Source organism: Streptomyces rectiviolaceus, from assembly GCF_039533825.1.
GTDB classification, from domain to species: domain Bacteria; phylum Actinomycetota; class Actinomycetes; order Streptomycetales; family Streptomycetaceae; genus Streptomyces; species Streptomyces rectiviolaceus.
In genome coordinates this window covers 125196-142619 of the sequence record NZ_BAAAUG010000010.1, presented here as the reverse complement: position 1 = coordinate 142619, position 17424 = coordinate 125196, and the positions used below count along the sequence as shown (strand labels likewise).

Here is a 17424-nt window from a genome sequence, read left to right as displayed (position 1 = left end):
CGTACGGCACCAGACTAACGGCGCAGTGCCTCCGGTTTCCCGGCCTCGACGGGCTGGGTGGCATCGAGGTGCGCCCAGACGATCAACCGGTGGCTGTGGCCCCACTCTGGCTCACAGGTTGTAAGGGTGAGGTAACGGCCCGGCCCCTCGTATCCGGACTTGCGCGGAACAGGATCGATGACCTCAATGTCGCTGGGCAGCGTCTTGTAGGGCTTGTTGTCGATGCGGTACGTGAACCAGGTGGTGCCGTCGGTCAGGACCACGGGGTCGCCCGGCCGCAGCTTCGGGAAGTCCTTGAACGGATCTCCGTACGTGCGGCGATGGCCCGCCACGGAGAAGTTTCCCTTCTGGCCGAGCTGCGCGGTGTCCCCGTAGTGGCCGAGCCCCTTCTTGAGGATGTCGGTCCCGGTGCCTTGGAGCACCGGCTTGTTCCACGTGAAACCGAACCGCGGGATGTACATGACGGCGAAGGGCTTGCCGTCCTCGTAGGGGCCGGGCTTCTTCGGAGAGGTGTCGGCGGGCTTGTCGTCCGTCCCCGTGGGCACCGAACCCTGCGACCACTGGTCCTGGAGCTTGTCGATCTGGCTGTCCATGGCGTTGTCGGCCTTCACACCGGTCCAGAACAGGACGTACACCACGAAGAGCACGATCAACGTGCCGATGGTGATGCACAGTTCGCTGAACGTCCTGACGAGCACTCGCACCGACACCGGACGGCCCCTCCCGGGTGCTATTCCACAGCTATTCCACGGCTATTCCACGGGCTTCGCGTAGTGGAGATCCACTGTGCCCGAGTAGCCGGGAAGAGTCATCGCCCCGTCGTCATCGACTTTCCAGCCGAGTCCGTAGGCGTTGACGTACAGCATGTAGTTCTGGATCTCCGGGGACGCGGCGAGCGCCGTCTTGAGCTTCTCCGGGTCACCGACCGCGGTCACCTTGTACGGCGGCGAGTAGACGCGGCCCTGGAGGATCAGGGTGTTGCCCACGCAGCGGACGGCGCTGGTGGAGATGAGCCGCTGGTCCATGACCTTGATGCCCTCGGCGCCGCCCTGCCAGAGCGCGTTGACGACGGCCTGGAGGTCCTGCTGGTGGATGACCAGGTCGTTGGGCTGGGGCTCAGGGTAGCCGGGGAGCTTGGCGGTGGCGTTCGGCGGGGCGTCGGCGAGGGTGACGGAGACCGCATCGCCGCTGAGCTTCTTGGTGCCCGCGTTCTTCTCCAGGGCCTTGAGCCGGGCGTCGTCGGCCTTCGTGCCGCCGTTGTCGCGCTCGGCCAGGGACTCGACGTCGTCGCGCAGCGAGCCGTTGGACTCGTCCAGCTTGCCGTTCTTGTGGCTGCGTTCCTCGATGAGGTCGGAGAGCTTCAGCAACGAGGCGTCGGTGCGGATGTTCGTGCCCTTGGCCGTGTTGAAGCTGGTGAAGAAGAGGAGGCCCGCGAGCGCGAAAACGGCGGCCGTCAGCAAGCGGACCGGCCGCCATCGTGGACGGCGACCCGGACCTGTGGGGGAGTCGGCAGAATTGCTCAACGTACCCTTATCTCCTTCAGCGCCGCGGAAGCACTACGCTAACGGACGCCCGGGGGAGGGCTCAGCTCCCCGTATCGACAGGAGAGACCCTCGTGCCGAAGTCACGGATCCGCAAGAAGGCCGACGATTACACGCCGCCCGCGAAGAAGGCGACGAACATCAAGCTGACCAGCCGTAGCTGGGTGGCTCCGGTGATGCTCGCGATGTTCCTCATCGGGCTCGCCTGGATCGTCGTCTTCTACGTCACCGACGGCAAGCTGCCGATCGACCCGCTGGGCAACTGGAACATCGTGGTCGGCTTCGGCTTCATCGCCGCCGGGTTCGGCGTCTCCACGCAGTGGAAGTAACGCTGTTCCACCGGCTGGGAGCGCGTTCCCCACAGCGGCGAGAGCAAGCCTTGCCCTGAGTTATCCACAGCGCTATCCACAGTGGGGAAAAGAAAGACGATCTGTGGATAACCCTCGTGATGTTGACGCCGGTATGACCGGTCGTCCACCATCCGCACCACCGCTGGCCCCTTGTCCTTCCTGGGGAAACCCAGGTCAGCGACAAGGGGCACAGTTGTTCCCCACGGCATGCACAAGATCCGGCACACGCTGTGGACAACAGTGGGCTTCGGACGACAACGGTGAGCTTCAGACGAGCTGCGCGGTCCTGATGACCACAGCCGCAAGGACCACGATCAGCACCACGGCACAGGTCCCCCACTGCATGAGCGTCCGCCGCTCGCGGGGCGCGTGCACCATCCCGTAGGCGATCGCGACACCGGCGACCAGACCGGCGACGTGCGCCTGCCAGGCGATGCCGTCCATGGTGAACGTGAAGAGCATGTTCAGCGCGAGCAGCGCGATGACGGGGCGCATGTCGTAGTTGAGGCGCCGCATCAGGACCGCGGTCGCGCCGAGCAGGCCGAAGACCGCCCCGGATGCCCCGAGCGAGGCGTCGCTCGCGTCGACGAGGACATAGGTGAGCGCGCTGCCGGCCAGGCCGGAGAGCAGATAGAGCGCGAGGTAACGGGCGCGGCCGAGCGCGGCTTCCAGGGGGCCGCCGAGCCACCACAGGCCCAGCATGTTGAACGCGATGTGCCAGATCTCCTGGTGCGCGAACATCGATGTGACCAGGCGGTACCACTGGCCGTCGGCGACGCCTTCGGTCGGCTCGAACGGGTACGGCGGCCATTCACCGATCAGGAAGAGATCGCCGGCGAGCCGGTCGTTCGTGCTGATCGCGATGAACACCAGAACGTTTATCGCGATCAGGATCTTGGTGATCAGACGCGGGTCCGCGGCGATCGAGCCGCCCGCGATGGTGCGCGGCTGGTTCGCCGCGGGTGCGTGGCCGGTGCCCGAGCCCTCGCGCACGCACTCGGGGCACTGGAAGCCGACCGAGGCGCTGATCATGCACTCCGGGCAGATGGGGCGCTCGCAGCGGGCACAGCTGATGCCGGTCTGGCGGTCCGGATGCCGGTAGCAGCCGGGCAGGCCCGGTGCGTCCTGTGGCCCCTGCGGGCTGCCTGGTGCCTGGTCCATGGGGTCCCCTCAATGTCCGTACGAAGGCACAGCTACGCGCGCGTGGCGAACGCACCGCCCCGCCCTTCCTTACGGATGGGCGGGGCGGTTTGGTTCCCTCGCGGGCTGCGCCGGTGTCAGGCGCCGCGGGTCTCGATGACGACGGACTCGATGACGACGTCGTTCACCGGGCGGTCGGTGCGCGGGTTGGTCTGCGTGGCCGCGATCTCGTCGACGACCTTCTGGCTCGCCGGGTCCGTGACCTCACCGAAGATGGTGTGCTTGCGCGTCAGCCAGGCGGTCGGGGAAACCGTCACGAAGAACTGGGAGCCGTTGGTGCCCGGTCCCGCGTTGGCCATGGCGAGCAGGTAGGGCTTGTCGAAGGCGAGGTCGGGGTGGAACTCGTCCTCGAACTCGTAGCCGGGGCCACCCGTGCCGTTGCCCAGCGGGTCGCCGCCCTGGATCATGAAGCCACTGATGACGCGGTGGAAGACCGTGCCGTCGTAGAGCCGGCCCGTCGTCTTCTTGCCGGTCTCCGGGTTGACCCACTCGCGCTCGCCCTGGGCGAGCTCGACGAAGTTCTTGACCGTCTTGGGCGTGTGGTTGGGGTGCAGCAGCACCTCGATGTCGCCGCGGTTGGTCTTCAGGGTGGCGTAAAGCTGCTCGGCCACGGTCTGCCTTCCGTTGTCTTCTGTGACGCCCTGATCCTCGCACGGACCGGATTGGGACGAGTAGCCACCGAGTGGGCGCGCGCCGCGACGATCCGTGGCATTGTCGGCGAAGAAGTCTCCTTGTACCGATTTGATCAAATTGATCGCACCCGGATGCCCGCCCTCTCATGCCTAGGAGCCATCCGGAAGGCATGATCCTTGAAAGGGTGGAAAGGTGACATACCTATACGCCACCGAGGAGGAGGATCCCGTGACCCGCATCGACAGCGTGCGCGCCGCGACCGGTTCGGCGAGGGACAGCGTGCGGCATGCCGCGGAGGCGGTGGCCCCCTACGCCGGCACGGCCAAGGAACAGGCCGTCCATTACGCGCACGAAACCCGCGTACGGCTCGCGCCCAAGGTGTCGCAGGCCGCCGAGCAAGCCCGTGTCCAGTACGGGGCCCACGTCGGGCCTCGCATCGACCAGGCCCGTACGCATGTGCCGCCGAAGGTCGACCACGCCGCGCACGAAGCCGCCGTCCGCACCCGCAAGGCGGCCAAGCAGACCCGCAAGGCCGCCCAGCAGGCCGCCGACTACTCGAAGCCGCGGATCGAGCACGCCGTGGCCGTGGCTCAGCCCGTCCGTGAGGAGGCCGCGTCCCGCGGGGCGGCGGCTCTGGCCGCGCTGCGCGGTGAGGTCTCTCCCAAGGAGATCCAGCGGCTGGCCCGCAAGCACAAGCGCCGGGCCCGCGCCGGACGCGCCGCCAAGGGCCTCATCGTCCTGGGCATCCTGGCCGGTGGTGCGGTCGCTGCCTGGAAGTGGTGGGACAAGCAGGCCAACCCGGACTGGCTCGTCGAGCCGCCGGCCGCGACGGAGGTCCCCGACAGCACGCCGCTGACCTCGGTCGACGGCAGCGGTCAGGGCTCCCTCGACCCCGAGGTCCAGGCCAAGCAGGCCGAGTCGGAGGCAGCGGAGCGCGACGACCTGCGCTGACCTGCCGCCGACCCGCGCGTCCGCGGTCATCCACGCGGCAGCACGGAAGCACAGAAACACGGAAGCACTGACAACGCCGTAGGGCGGGACCACCTCAGCTGAGGTGGTCCCGCCCTACGGCGTTTCTGTGGAGCCTAGGAGATTCGAACCCGAAATCGTTATGCCTCTGACCTGCGAAAACGCAGGAGAATCGGACATTGAACCCCGTTTCCCTCCTCCTGCGTCCTGCTCTATCCCCCTCGAACAGCCTCTCGTGCTGACACGTCAGCACGGCGCTAAAGAGCATTGCTCCCGCTAATCCCCCTCGGCCACCACCCCTGCAAGTACAGCACAAGAGGCGCACCCCAGCGGGTGAACGGTTGCGTACATCAAGCCAGAACAGCCCTATCCATCGGAGCAACCGCTTACGTCCACCATGGAGTGTCGGCACCACGCAGGAGCACTTGACATTGCAGTTGTGAAACTCAAAGGTCGACCTGTCAGGAATGCCAAGCCAACCCGATGGGACGCTTCCGGTTTCCACATCTGAAATGGGTTCTTCCCGTGAGCACCCAGGTCACGGGAGCAGACTGCACCGGCAGCAGCTACCGGGCAAGGAGATCACCTCGGGGTAGAAGAGGAAGGCTGCTGGGGCGTCGACTGAGGAGAGTCAGCCAGATCCCTGTCTGTCGCCTGGATGACGGCATTGAACAGCCACAACAGACGGTAAGCCCGAGCCGCGCCAAGAATCAGCACTCCTTCCACGGCCCAGTGAACGCCCCCAGGGTCGGTCTCGGTGGTATCGAGGACGATGGCGAGCAGGCAGGTGGCGGAGATGAGCAGGGTGGCCGACAGGACGCTCACCCAGTTCCGCCGGAACTGTGAGGCCAGGTGCGGCGCGGTGCGTAGGACGCGCATACGGCGACCGGTGGCGGACGCGTACTGGGCGATGGCGGCCGTGACAAAGCTGCCGACCAAGGCGACGACGGTAGCGCCGGTGGTGTAGATCTCCAAGCGCTGTTCGCGACCGGGCGCGCCAAAGATGTCGCCACAACCGGACAACGCGACAAGCAGACCATGTCCGCCAAGGACGGCCGCGGCCAACAGCCAGTCCGCTGCTGGCCGTGATCGCCATCCATTTAGCATTCCGCGTGCCGTCTCCCAAAGACTCGCCATTCCCGCCCCTCCCCCACACCCTGACCAGGGCTTTCGCCCCAGTTACCTACAGGCTAGAGGTCGGCACTGACAGCGGCCCGCAGCACTCGTTCATTCTCGTGGGAGACCCGCTCCAGCTTGTTCAGGGCCATCTGGAGGTCAATGGCATGGCCGTTGCCGGAGGAGTACGGCACGATGCACTTCGCGGTGATGCGCTCGCTGACGAAATCGATCTTCTCGTCGTCGGCCTCACTGTGCCACGCCTCCATGCGGGCCTGTGCGGCGGCGGTGTCGACCACGTCGGAGTTGTCCAGCCAGTCCTCGATGTCGTTGGCGAAAACCCGCGTGGAGTCGAGGAGTTGGCGGTGCCCACGGGCTCGGCGACGTGGCGAAAGGGTGCGGGACTGTTTCGGCACCTCCAGGGTCAAGGTGATCACCATGTCCGGGTTGTCCTCGTGCAGACGGCTAACGGCGGTGCCAAGGTCGGAGCTGGCGCGTAGGGCGGACGGGCTGTCGGGCGGCTCGGGGGCGATGCGTACAGTCAGCCTCTCGATAGCCGCTGCGTGCGCGAGCTTCTCCCGAGAGCGGGCGTTGACCACCGGCCGCAGCTCAATATTGCGTACATCGGGCGCGGCGGCGTGCATGTCGTCAAGCCACCGCCGAACGGCTTGGGCGCGAGGGGCGGAGGTACCGCCGGCCATGGTGGCGATCACGTTGCCGAAGGGCAGGAAGTACACCGTGGTGACGTCCACCAGCTCCTTGTCGGCGGCGAGCTGGAGGTGGCTGAGAGTGCCGTCGACGTGGTCAATGAGCTGTGGTACGTCTTGGCGAACCTTGGCCAGGAGCAGGTGCGGGGCGGTCTGGTGAGGGTCGACGGCGCCGATCAGGATGTCGTCGCCCGCGTGTACGGTGCGCTGCGTGGGCGGCTGGGTGCACAGGCGGCGGATGTGCGCTCCCCAGTCCCTGTGTGGGAGACGGAAGGCGCCAGGGGCATCGGCGTCGGCGATCTCGTAGAAGTGGACGATCCTGTCCCTGTTGCGTGCGGCCACGTCTGTGCTCCCCCGTAGCAGTAGGACGACATCGGTGAACCAGCGTACCGAGAGCGCCGACAGGCGCCGAAACAATCAGGCCGGGCCGGGCGCACGCCGCCCCGGCCCAGTCCCGTGGCCCTACTCTTCCTCAAATTGGGCTTGTAGTTTCAAAGTGTTGGCGTTCTCCGTCAGGGTGCGCACTTTATCCGGAGGGAAGCCGCCGGGGGCGGTCGCCTGGATCTCGACCGTGATCTCGACGTCAGCCCCAATGGCTTCGAGGTGCTGAAGGATCTCGAAGGCGTACTTCGTCGCGTGCTTGCTGTACTGCTCGGTGTCGAGCCTGGCGTGGGCGTAGAAGCGGGTAGGAACCTGGGGCAGCGGGGTCGGTGCCGGAGCCGTGGCGCCCGACGTGGGGCGGGTTGGCGCCGCGCCGCCGGAGCCGCGGCTGTTGTCGTCGTCGGCGACCTCGTGCGGATCGGCCGGTTCCGGCCGTCGGGCGGCGGCCTCGGCCAGGTCGGCGGCCTCCTGGGCGACGGCGAGGTCGGACCGTACCAGGAGGGTGGTGTCGGTGATCTGGCCGAACGTGACGCCTTGGCAGGGTAGGACGAGGCCTTGGTAGCGACCGGTGGTCACGTCGTAGCCGGTGGCGAGGGCGAAGCCGTCGCTCTCCCAGGTGATGTGGGAGAGGACGTCCTCGATGCCCTGGTCGAGGACGCTGCGGTCACGCAGGCGGTTCATGTACGGATACTTGGTGTGCAGCTCCCAGAGGCGGCTGACGGAGATATGCCCGTCGCGGTTCCAGTCCTGGGCCAATGCGTCCTTGATGCGCTGATGGAGAACGGCGGGGGCCTGCTGAAGGTAGAGCATGCCCTGACGCTTGAGACGTTCACCGACTTGGATGGCGGCGTCGTCGATGGCGGGCAGGTCGACTTTGAAGTCGACCCAGTCAATCTTGGCGCCGGGGATCTGCTCGGGAACGAGGACCCACCGGTAGGCCTTGCCGAGGCGGAGGCTGACCGTTTCATCGGCTCTCTCCATTCGGGTCCTGGCCTGGGACCTCTGACTATCCGTCAGGTCGAGCTGGATGTGCTGCTGAAGGACCTGCTTCCAGCCCAGGTACTCGCGGACGGCCTCGGCGACCTCCTCCGTCTCCTTGCGGTCAGGGGCGAGGAAGACGAGGGCGTTGCGGTGCTGGCGGGTCCCGGAGCGGTACTGGTCGAGGGCCTCTTGAGCGAAGTGCAGCGCGTCGGTGTCCGGCACGCCCTTGGCGTTGCGGTGAGTGAAGCGGGGGTGCAGCAGGACCAGGCGCGCACCGTCGTTGTCCGGGATCTCACTGGCGGGCAGGGGCGCGGCATGGACAGCAGTGAACGGGCCGCGCACGCTCTGCACAGGGCTGAGCCGGCGCACCACGTCCGCCCACACCTTGTCGGGGTCGTCGAGGAGCTTCTCCGCCTCGTCCTTAGCGGTGCGGGTGATGTTGGCGTGAGTGTCGTACCAGTGGCGCTCGCCGTCGCCGTAGAGGTAGGTGGAGCGGTCGGCGAGGGCGTTGAGCGCGGTGCGGAAGTTGCCGAGGGGTTCGCCGGGGATGGCCATGCCCAACCGGATGTGCGTTTCGGACAGGCCCTTGCGGGCGGCGTGCACCCGAGGAGCCGAGCCCATGAAGACGGTCCGGGCGACGCGGCGACTCATACCGCGCTGCCCGAGGACAGTCTTCTCACTGTCGACGGCAGCCGGGGTGGAGTCCGGTCCGTCGACGTCGGCGTCGATGATCGGCTTCCAGCGGTCCTCCAGGTAGTACGTCAGCTCCTGGTTGACCCGTGTGTCGTGTATGGGCACGTCACCGGGCATGATCATGGGGCTCTGGTTCTGGTCCCGCCACAGGGCGTGGATGACGGTGCTCATCAGCCGCAGCACGCCTCGGGTGCGCTGGAACTTGGGTAGCGTGGACCAGTCCTCGTAGAGCCGAGCAAACAGTTCCGGGTGGATGGGGTACGTCGACTTGATCCGCCTCTCGTAGTCGCCGGTGTCGCAGCCGGCCGGGAACTCGCGCTTCTCGGTGCCGTAGAACTGTGTGTAGAGCCGCGCCACCTTGTTGATCTCGGCCTGGACCTCGCTGGTGGCGGTCTGGAAGAGCCGTCGGCGCACGATCTCGAAGGATTCGTCGGAGGTCGCGGGCCGCCAGTTGTCGCCCTTGCGGTGGACGACGTTCTGCAGGCGCTCCAGCGCGATGCGGTTGTTCTCCCCGCCGATGTCGTACTGGTCGGCAGCGCTCACCTCTCCGGTCGCGGAGGCCGGGATGGATACCAGCAGTTGGGACCCCTCGACGGAGGCGACGGCTTCGGTCAGGGACTGCGCAAAGGAGAAGTGCGTCTCGAAGGAGCCAGCAGGCAGGCCGTCGTAACCGAGCAGCGGACCGGCGTACTGTACCCATTCGTCGATGAGGATCACACACGGTGCGTAGGCGGCGAGCAGGTCCTGGAGCAGGGCGGTGCCGGGGCTGGTGCTGGTACGGTCGGCCTCGGCGAGGACGTCGTACGCCTTCCTACCGCCGAGCTGCCATGCGAGCTGGCCCCACATCGTGTTGACCTTGGTGCCGTCGGGTTTGGTGTCGGGCTGCCCGATGCTCAGCTCGTTGCCGACCAGCACGGCCCGGTGGACCGTTCCGCCGGGCAGTCCGCCGCCGGGCGCGGCGGCGATCAGCTCCTGAAGGTCCTGTGGCAGCCGGCTCACGTTTAGGCCCGGCGCGTACAGGTGGTACAGCGCCATCATCGAGTGGGTCTTGCCGCCGCCGAAGTTCGTCTGGAGGTTGATGACGGGGTCCGCGTTCGCGTCACCGCTGATCCGGCGCAGCGACTTGCTGAGCAGCTCGTCGAGGCCCTCGGTGAGGTACGTCCGCTGGAAGAACTCCTCCGGTTCGGTGTACTCGGCGGCGCCCTCGCCGCGCGCGACCCGCCATAGGTCGGCGGCGAACTCGGAGGCGTTGAAGTCACCTCGCGCCACATCAGGGTGCGGGGTGAGCACCTCGCGCCACGGCCGCAACCCCTCGGCGGCCACGCTCGGCACCGCACGCGCCCGGCGGGCGGACCTCTTCGTCTCCTCCTCCGTGAGCTGGCGTTGCAGCGTCTGCCGGGACTGCCGGACCTCGTCGACGAGCGAGGCCTCCGCGTGGACGGCCAGCAGCAGCCGCTCCGCCGTGTCCAACGCGCGCAGCGTGTCGTCCGCGGAGAACGGCCTATTGTGCGCCCACCCGTTGCGTACGTCATTCAGCTCGCTGGCGAACCCACGGGCGCTGCCCGGCAGTAGATGCCGGAAATAGCTGCTCCAGTAGCGCTGAAGGAGGTTCAGCAGGAACTGTGGGTCGTCCTTGCTGATCTGCCTGCCTTGACTCGTAGCCTCGCTCTCCGCGTCCTCGAACCAGCTCTCACCCTGCCGCTTGACCAACTCCCGCTCCAGGAAGGGCTGCAGCCCCTCCCCGAGGATGTCGATCATGCGACTGACACGGTCTCGGTTGTTCACCGCCATGGTGCTGGTGTCCTGCCTTTCCGGGCGTGGGCGTGTAAGGAGAGGATGGCGAATCAGAAGAGCGGCTGGTGCTGGGGCTTGCTGGGGCCGCGCTTCTCGGCCGCACGGGCCTCCGCCTGAAGATCGGACCAGGCACTGGCCAGATTGTTGAACCGCTGCCCACTCTCCGACCAGCGACGGCGGTCGCAGATGCTATACAAGAGATGGGTCAGGTCGCGGATGGCATCCTCGTCGAACTCCGCGCGCCGACGGATCCCGGCGAGCAGCTCACCGGCCGGACCGACACCGGACCTGGCGCCCTTGCCCTCCAGTACCCGGGACAGGTGCATGGCCGCCTCCCATACTGAGATCCGGGCGTCGGTTTCCGGGTCGTACGACTCCGGCAGGTCAGCCGGGAAAACGATCCACACCTTGCTGTCCCCGGACCCGGTGATGTGGGCGTCCTGGAGCCCCTTCACGGAAACGTTGTACGCCTTCGCCAGCGTCTCCGCGTCCCCGAACGTGCCCTTCCCCCACTGGAACTGCTCGAACCAGCGGATCGCCCACCGGGTGTCCTGGTCGAACTCGCCCTCCTGCTCGTTCAGCACGTCGGCCAGTACGTCGTTGATGAGGCCGAGTGCGGTCCGCACACTCATCGCCGAACCATCGGGCTCGGTCACCTTCGCGTACCGCGAGAACACTGCGATGCCAGGGCCGATCGCAGACTGGGGCAGGTCGACGGGGGCCAAGTTCCCCTCTTGCAACTTCCTTAGCGCATCGGGGAGTTCGCTGCGCAGAGCGCGCAGGAAGCCGCGCCGATCGGTAGAGCCAGCGGTGACGTGGCGGGGGCGACAGGCGAGGACCACGGAGGATGCGAGCGCGTTGGTACCGATGCCGATGGAACGGCCAGAGCGCTCGGTACGGACCGGCCAGGTGCCGGTGACCGACCAGCCAGCCTGGATCAGGCCGTTCAGCATGGTCTCCCAGCCGGTGGAGGCCGTGCCGTTATCGTCTGTCTCCGCCTGCTTGAACGCGTAATACACGACGAGCGGAAAGTCTGGGTGGTGACCGGCGCGCATGTGTGTGAACGTCTCGATGAACCCCTGCTCGAAGTGGTCCTCCGCCTTCTCCCTGCTCCCTCCGTGCCGGTAAGGAGAGGCGATGAGTTCAGGCTCCTTGGGGGTAAGGATCGTGCTCATGACCTCGGGGTAAATATTGCGGAGGGAGCGGCGAAGCCAAATATAGAAGAAGTCGGAGAGATCGGCGTATCCGATATTGTCGTAGTAGGGAGGATCGGTGTTGATGATGAAGTTGTCGTAGGGCCGAGTGGTGGCGTCGGCCTGAACTACGTCACCAGAAGCGTCGATCGTCGGCAGTGCTTCGATCACTCGTCCGGCAGTCGCAACAGAGACTAGAAGGTCACCAGCGGCGTTGGCAAAGGGACTAACTTCCACGAAATCCCATGCCATAGGAATGGCTTGGCGTGAGAAGAGATTGCGAGCCTGATCACGGCTGTTGGACCAGGTGACGATGGAGTTGTTCAAGTCGGCCGTTCTACTAGATGCCAACCCCAGATACAGCGCCACCGCCTTTCCATACTCAGCTGCGTGAGCTTCCCCCATACCCGCGTCCCTTGCGTCCCGCTCGACCATCTCGCGAGCCTCACCGACCAAGTCACTGAAGGTGGTTAGGGCAAGCATCTGCCGGTTCGTGAAAAGGGACGCGAAAGTTTCCAGCCCGTAGAACGGCGGCGAGAACCAGCGCGGGTTGATGGGCATCCGCTCGTGTGGCGCATTCGCAGTCACAGCAACAACGGCAGCTTTCTCATGCTCCTCGGTAGCCGCCAGATAGATCCGCTGTCGCTTTCCCTCCGCCACCGTCGCCAACAGCCGCGCCCCCATGCGCCCGGCCACCCCTTCGGCTTTGATGTAGCCCTCGGGGGTGGGATCTCCGCAGACCAGGCACGTGAACTTGGCACCACGGCCCTGCTTCGGCGGATCAGGCGGCCCCTCGGGGCCGTCGTGAATCTCGAAACTGACATTCCGGCCCTCGACTACAGGCATGATCCACTGCGGCCGGTTCTTCTTCTTGGAGAGCCACCAAGTGGTCACCAACGGCATCTCCACCCCGCAAGCCGGGTTCGGGCAAGTGACGGTTCGCGCCCATAGCCAGGCGATGACCGCAGCCTCACTGCCGTCCGCCAATTTGGCCTTCGGATAGTGCGTGCCGATGCGGGCGAGAGCCTGCTCACGCATCCAGCCTCCGTACTGACGTACGTCCTCGGCGAGGCCGCTCGCGCCTGGCCAGTTGTCAGTGCGTAGATCTGCGGTCGGCGAGACGGGTCTGCGCCCCGCCCACCTCGGCGGGATCTCGATCAGAGCCTTGTTGATGATGACCGGGACCGGATTCAGGTCGCTGGCATGGGCCTGAAGGCCGAGCCGGTGGGCCTCTAGGGGGATCGTGCCGCCGCCCGCGAAGGGATCGAGGACGGGCGGAAGGGGGCCGCCACTCGACTCGGCAATCTTCTCGCGGACCTTGCGCATGATGCGCTCGTCGCGCGTGGCCTCCCAGGGGACCATCTCTTCGATGAGATCGAAAAGCCGCTGCCGTTCAGCCTTCTGCTTCTCCTCGGAAGGGTAGAGGTCGGGCCGGGCGGAGGGGTCGTCGACGAGCTGGGCGAAGAGCATCGCGCGGGCCGCAGCGAGGGGACGGCGGGCCCACCACAGGTGAAGGGTGGAGGGGTGGCCGTGGCGGATGGACTTCTCCCGGGCAGACTCCCGGTTGATCACCTCCAGCGGGAGGGAGACCTCGATGAGCTTGGTGCGGCGCTCCGGGGCCGTCTCTTCGGTTGCACCGCTCACTGCGGGGTTCCTCCCTTGTTCCAGGCGTCCTGCCAGGACAGCAGGAGCCCCTCGGTCTTCAGGTCGCCGAAGTCGGTGTCGGCAAAGGCGTCGGTGAGGTATCTGATCTCGTCGTGTTCCGGGCCGTGGGGACTGACGGAGACCAGGGCAAGACGATGCCGTTCGCCCCGGTTTTTGGCGACGAGGACCTCGTTGCGGCTGACGTAGAAATGTTGCGCTCCCGCCCGGCGGCCCTTGACCTCGATGTGCACGAGGTGGCCACCCAGCGTACGGGAGCGGATGTCGTAGCCGGGGTTGTTGTGGGCCATCTCCTCGGGGAGGCGGCCCAAGCAGCGTTCGGCGCCGAGGACGGCGGCGACGGCACGGTGGTCGGTCTCGTATCCATCGGCGGCGTGCAGGGCATCCAGCACGGCCTTCTCCGCCGCGGTTTCGGCAGGGCCGAGCCGACGGGCGAGCCAGCCAACGGGAACAACGAGTGCACAGCCGGCGATGACGGGCGGGCGGGCCTGGAGGGCTTTGTCCTTGTCTAGGGCGACGAGACGCTGCTCGCGGCGTCGTTCCAAGTCCTCGGCCCAGGCCCGGGCGGTCTCGGGGCGGTGACGGACCTTCTTGCCGTCGGCGAGGGCGAGTTCGAGTTTCCCTGCCTGGGCGTACCAGAAGCTGATCTCTTGGCGGAGGCGCTGCTCGACCTGGGTGCGGGTGCGGTCGATGACAGGCAGGAGGCGTTCCCGGGCCCGGGCGATGTGCTGGGGTACCGCCTCGCGGACGGCCCACTCCAGGGCGCGGGCAGACCCGCCGTCGCACAGCCAGTCCTCCATGAGGAGCGCCTCGGCGGCCTCCGCCTCGCGAGGGGTTGGCGGGCGGTAGTCGAGGTAGGGAGCGGGGCCGGCGTCGTGCGCCGTACCGTCGGGGAGGAGTTCCACGAAGGCGAAGGAACGGTCCACCGAGCGGCGGTGCCCGTCGACAACGTCCTGCACCAGCGCGGTCAGTAGCCGGGGGCGGGTGCCAGCGTCGGAGGCGTCGACGAGGACAGTGCCCCGGGTGAGCAGGTCGCCGTGGCGGTGGACCGTCTCCTCCAGTACGGCGTCAAAGAGTGGATGTCCGGGGGCGATCAGGTCGGCACGGGCGGCGCCGGGGAGGGTAACGCGCTCACGGTCGAAGCACACGCGCTCGTAACGGCGCTGCACGACCCCGCCGAGGCCCCGCCCGAGGCGGCCCGCGTCGCGTAGCGCGGCAGGTATGTGGGTGATCTCGTACCGGCCGCTCTCCCTGGCCCTGAGGTGGCCGCCAAGGCGGTCGAAGGCGTCGCGGAAGAAGGCCCGTACGTAATGTGGATGCAGCCGCTTGGCCTGAGCCTCCTCCATCCGCAGCCGGACCGCCTCGACGTCCTCCAGGCCCATGACGTGGGCATCGAGTGCCAGGCCTTTGATCAGCTCGACGGCGCGTTCGCCGACCCTGGAGTCGATGACCTGATCCAGTTGGCTCCTGACCTCGGGCCGGTCTCCGTAGCGGATGGCCTGGAGGAGGAGGCCGCGCAGCGGTTCGCCCTCGAAAAGCTCGCCGAGAACGTTGTAGACCTTGCCCTGGTACGCCTTCGACTGCTGCTCGATCTTGTCGAGAAGCCTTTGGAAGACCTGGCCCTCGCGGGTGTCGGCTGCGACCAGGTTCCACAGGTGGCAGACCTCGGTCTGGCCGATGCGGTGGATCCGGCCAAAGCGCTGCTCGATGCGGTTCGGGTTCCACGGCAGGTCGTAGTTGACCATGAGGTGGGCGCGCTGGAGGTTCAGGCCCTCACCGGCGGCGTCGGTGGCGATGAGAACGCGGACCTCAGGGTCCTGGTTAAAGGCGTCGCGAATGTCACGGCGGTGCTGGCGCGGGGTGCCACCGTGGATGGCGACGACCGTCTCCGGGCGGCCGATCAGGTTCCTGATACGGCGGGACAGGTAGTCGAGGGTGTCACGGTGCTCGGTGAAGACGATCAGCTTGCGCGGCAGCCCCTTCTCGTCCCGCAACAGCGGATCGTCCTGCAGCAGCCCCGACAGCTCCCGCCACTTACGGTCGTCACCGGAGGCAAGGACCCGCCCGGCGAGCCGCTCCAGCTCGCTCAGCGCAGCGATCTCTAGCTCAAGCTCCTGGACCGTGCGCGCGGCAGTCGCAGCGTCGACGACCTGCTCCTCCAGCAGCTCCAGCTCATCACCAGTCAGGTCGTCCAGCCCGTCCTCGGCCGGAACGGACGGGATAGGCACGGAAGTAGGCGTGGCACCGGTGGGAAGCAGGGCAGGGTCCGCCAACATCTCCTGCCGCCGAGCCGCCAGCCGCAGCCGCCTGCGCTCCAGGGAACGATGGATTGCCGCCGGGCTGGAGGCGAGGCGGCGCTGGAGGACAGTGAGCGCGAAACCGACCTGGTTGCCTCGCCGCCCGTCCAACCGCTCCGCCCTGTTCATCTCCTGGCGAACGTACTCCGTGACCTGCTCATACAGTTCCTGTTCGGCAGGCGAGAGAGCGTAGGGGACGGTGTAGGCGCGGCGCTCAGGAAAGAGCCTGCGGCCATCGAAGGTGAGAAGCTCCTCCTTGATCATGCGGCGCATCAGCCCGGAGACGTCGTGCCGGTGGATGCCCGCCCGGTACCTGCCGCTGAACCGGTCGCTGTCCAGCAGCGTCATGAACAGCTGGAAGTCCTCCTCCTTACCAGCGTGCGGGGTGGCGGTCATCAGCAGCAGGTTTCGAGTGAGCCGGCCGAGGAGGCGGCCCAGCTCATAACGCTTAGTCGTCTTTAGCTCCGCGCCGAAGTAACTGGCGCTCATCCTGTGCGCCTCGTCGACTACAACCAGGTCCCAGCCACTCTCCTCGAGTAGCCGCCGCAGGTCCTCGGAACGGGCCAGGGCGTCCATGCGTGCGATGAGCCGTGGATGCCGGTCGAAGACGTTCCCGTCGATGGTCGCATCGGTCAGCTGCCGGGTGAGCAGGGTGAAGTCAAGGCCGAATTTCTCGAGCAGCTCGTCCTGCCACTGCTCGGCCAGCCCGCCTGGCACGACAATCAGACATCGCTCCAGGTCCCCGCGCAGTGCTAGCTCCTTGATGTAGAGCCCGGCCATGATCGTCTTGCCGGCGCCGGGGTCGTCAGCGAGCAGAAAACGTAGCGGGGTGCGCGGCAGCAACTCGTTGTAGACGGCCTGAATCTGGTGAGGCAAAGGGTCGAGAAGGCTCGTGGACACGGCGAGCATGGCATCGCCCCGCGCCGCCATCCGGATCCGCAGTGCCTCGGCCGCCAGCCGGAACAGCCCGGGATCCGCATCGAAGCCATCGTCCACCACGCTGGGGGCCGCTTCTGCCAGCAGGTCCACGTCGTCCTCGTAGAGGATCGTCTCCTCCACACTGCCGTCGGGACGGCGGTACGTGACCTGCGCCGCTGTCGGCCCGAACATCCGCATCGCGACGACTGTCACATGACTATCGATGACGATGCCCGACACGACCCGCCCCACCGTCAGATCGCCGAGACGGAGGCGACTGCTCTCAGGCATCTTTCCTATCCCCTCGATCCCACCGATGAAAGTGTCTCCTCCACGCTCCAATGATGCCGGACCGAGGGGAACGGGCTCACAAAGTTCACAAGGTGCCGCGCCCTAAGCAGCCTGGGATGGCACGGCCTCTGCCTACTGAAACGTGATGACCACAATCAGGGCTGGACCTCAGAGCATCCGGCGTGCCTAGGAGATCAGCAGGAGAGCACGGACACTGCCCGCGCCCCGGAGAGCAGCCGTCCGAAGCCAATCGTCAACACCCCCGTGCTGACACGTCAGCACGGGGAATAGGGACAAAAAGACCCCCCTGACTGTGTTTCCGCAGGTCAGAGGGGTCTGATGTTGTGGAGCCTAGGAGATTCGAACCCAAAATCGTTACCTCTCTGACCTGCGGAAACGTCGGAGAATCGGACATTAGGCCCCGTTTCCATCCCTCTGTGTCCCACTCCATCCGCCTCGATCCGGGTCCCGTGTTGACACGTCAACACGGGACCACTTCGCATTGCTCTAGCGAATCTCGCCCACCGTCCTGAACCCCTTCGCCCCACAAATACAGGGTGATTCGCGCATGCCGCTCCACGAGGCTTGCGCAAATCATCTGAAGCCTGGAGTCGACTCTCCTCCCAGCGTCAGCACGGCGGAAACACCATACGTTCGATACCCCTGGAAGCCCTGCACGGCTAAGCGCTCGGAGAGCA

11 protein-coding genes are annotated in these 17424 nt (G+C 66.6%); 2 read left to right on the top strand and 9 right to left on the bottom strand.

The genetic code is table 11. The features are described from left to right. Positions 1-14: 14 nt before the first annotated feature. Positions 15-704, bottom strand: coding sequence for a class E sortase (locus ABD378_RS02100; protein ID WP_344518550.1), 690 nt, complete (start codon positions 702-704; stop codon positions 15-17). 48 nt (positions 705-752) lie between these two features. Continuing rightward, positions 753-1523, bottom strand: coding sequence for a DUF881 domain-containing protein (locus ABD378_RS02095; RefSeq protein WP_344518531.1), 771 nt, complete (start codon positions 1521-1523; stop codon positions 753-755). A gap of 92 nt (positions 1524-1615) precedes the next feature. Between ABD378_RS02095 and crgA the strand changes: the two genes are divergently transcribed. Beyond that, positions 1616-1870 (top strand): cell division protein CrgA, encoded by a 255-nt coding sequence (crgA, locus tag ABD378_RS02090; protein ID WP_160506128.1) that lies wholly within the window; start codon positions 1616-1618, stop codon positions 1868-1870. Positions 1871-2158: 288 nt separating this feature from the next. Here the strand turns inward: crgA and ABD378_RS02085 are convergent, their stop codons facing one another. Further along, entirely contained in the window at positions 2159-3052 is an 894-nt protein-coding gene (locus tag ABD378_RS02085) for a rhomboid family intramembrane serine protease (RefSeq protein WP_344518530.1), read from the bottom strand. Between the two features lie 116 nt (positions 3053-3168). Next, on the bottom strand, positions 3169-3702 hold the full coding sequence (locus ABD378_RS02080; protein WP_344518529.1) for a peptidylprolyl isomerase: 534 nt from the start codon (positions 3700-3702) through the stop codon (positions 3169-3171). A 250-nt stretch (positions 3703-3952) separates the two neighbouring features. On the opposite strand from ABD378_RS02080, the gene ABD378_RS02075 reads away from it, so the two are divergent. Next, positions 3953-4675: a DUF5324 family protein gene (locus ABD378_RS02075; RefSeq protein ID WP_344518549.1), complete on the top strand. Its 723-nt coding sequence runs from the start codon at positions 3953-3955 to the stop codon at positions 4673-4675. A 600-nt stretch (positions 4676-5275) separates the two neighbouring features. Here the strand turns inward: ABD378_RS02075 and ABD378_RS02070 are convergent. The 5 genes from ABD378_RS02070 to ABD378_RS02050 all read right to left on the bottom strand — a co-directional run bounded on the left by ABD378_RS02070 (position 5276) and on the right by ABD378_RS02050 (position 16726). Next, positions 5276-5758, bottom strand: coding sequence for a hypothetical protein (locus ABD378_RS02070; RefSeq protein WP_344518528.1), 483 nt, complete (start codon positions 5756-5758; stop codon positions 5276-5278). Positions 5759-5883: 125 nt separating this feature from the next. Then, a complete protein-coding gene (locus ABD378_RS02065) occupies positions 5884-6858 on the bottom strand; it encodes a hypothetical protein (protein ID WP_344518527.1) in 975 nt (324 codons plus the stop codon). Between the two features lie 120 nt (positions 6859-6978). Continuing rightward, positions 6979-10329, bottom strand: a complete 3351-nt coding sequence (locus ABD378_RS02060) for a DUF499 family protein (protein WP_344518526.1) — start codon at positions 10327-10329, stop codon at positions 6979-6981. Positions 10330-10415: 86 nt separating this feature from the next. Then, positions 10416-13202: a DUF1156 domain-containing protein gene (locus ABD378_RS02055; protein WP_344518525.1), complete on the bottom strand. Its 2787-nt coding sequence runs from the start codon at positions 13200-13202 to the stop codon at positions 10416-10418. Beyond that, the gene (locus ABD378_RS02050; RefSeq protein WP_344518524.1) at positions 13199-16726 is read right to left on the bottom strand and encodes a helicase-related protein; all 3528 of its coding nucleotides are present in this window, start codon (positions 16724-16726) and stop codon (positions 13199-13201) included. Before ABD378_RS02050 ends, ABD378_RS02055 begins: the two co-directional genes overlap by 4 nt. Positions 16727-17424 lie beyond the last annotated feature (698 nt).

Coding starts and splice junctions, on each gene's coding strand:
- ABD378_RS02060 (WP_344518526.1), bottom strand. CDS start 10,329: ATGATCGACATCCTCGGGGAGGGGCTGCAGCCCTTCCTGGAGCGGGAG.
- ABD378_RS02085 (WP_344518530.1), bottom strand. CDS start 3,052: ATGGACCAGGCACCAGGCAGCCCGCAGGGGCCACAGGACGCACCGGGC.
- ABD378_RS02050 (WP_344518524.1), bottom strand. CDS start 16,726: ATGCCTGAGAGCAGTCGCCTCCGTCTCGGCGATCTGACGGTGGGGCGG.